2 protein-coding genes are annotated in these 528 nt (G+C 60.2%); one reads left to right on the top strand and one right to left on the bottom strand.

The features are described from left to right. A partial coding sequence (gene ruvX / locus EN893_RS37290) for a Holliday junction resolvase RuvX (RefSeq protein ID WP_128362324.1) occupies positions 1-212 on the top strand: 212 nt, incomplete at its 5' end. Here the strand turns inward: ruvX and EN893_RS37285 are convergent. After that, complete coding sequence (locus EN893_RS37285; RefSeq protein ID WP_127272493.1) at positions 130-471, bottom strand: DUF6105 family protein; 342 nt, start codon at positions 469-471, stop codon at positions 130-132. The genes ruvX and EN893_RS37285 overlap by 83 nt on opposite strands. Positions 472-528: the final 57 nt, after the last annotated feature.

Raw genomic sequence — 528 nt, 5'->3', positions numbered from 1 at the left:
AGATCAGCGACCTGCCCTTCGTGCTCTGGGATGAAAGACTATCGACGGTCGCGGCCGAAAGGACGCTGATCGAGATGGATTTCTCGCGCCGCAAGCGCGCCGGCAAGATCGATTCGGCGGCAGCCGCGTTTATTCTGCAGGGAGTTTTGGACCGGCTTCAGTCGCTCCACGCATCCGCTCGAACGGAACCGGACCCGCCCAGCGCTGTTTGACCCAGCCGGCGATTTCGCGGCGACGGCGGAAAGCCCAAAGCGCCATCAGCAGCAACCCGTCGAAGACGCACGTCTTCGCCACCATGCCGGGAATGATCGCCGGATCGATGCCGAGCATCTGACCATAGAGCTGGAAGAAGAAGTCGTGCATCTGTCGGCTGAGCATCGTGTAGCCGAAATTGATGTCATTGGCCGACAGATAGAACCAGCCCCAGAAAATCGCCATCGGCGCCGCCCAGAACCCAAAGATGTAACGCATCAGCGGCCTCCCCTGTGATTGGAGCCGGTCTTGGAGACCGTTCGGCCTGATATGAGT

The organism is Mesorhizobium sp. M7A.F.Ca.CA.004.04.2.1 (assembly GCF_004022825.1).
Taxonomy (GTDB): domain Bacteria; phylum Pseudomonadota; class Alphaproteobacteria; order Rhizobiales; family Rhizobiaceae; genus Mesorhizobium.
Note: the sequence above shows the minus strand (reverse complement) of the source record. Positions and strands in the feature narration are given on the sequence as shown.

Excerpts from the sequence above, each read along its gene's own strand:
- EN893_RS37285 (WP_127272493.1), bottom strand. The coding sequence starts at position 471 with ATGCGTTACATCTTTGGGTTCTGGGCGGCGCCGATGGCGATTTTCTGG.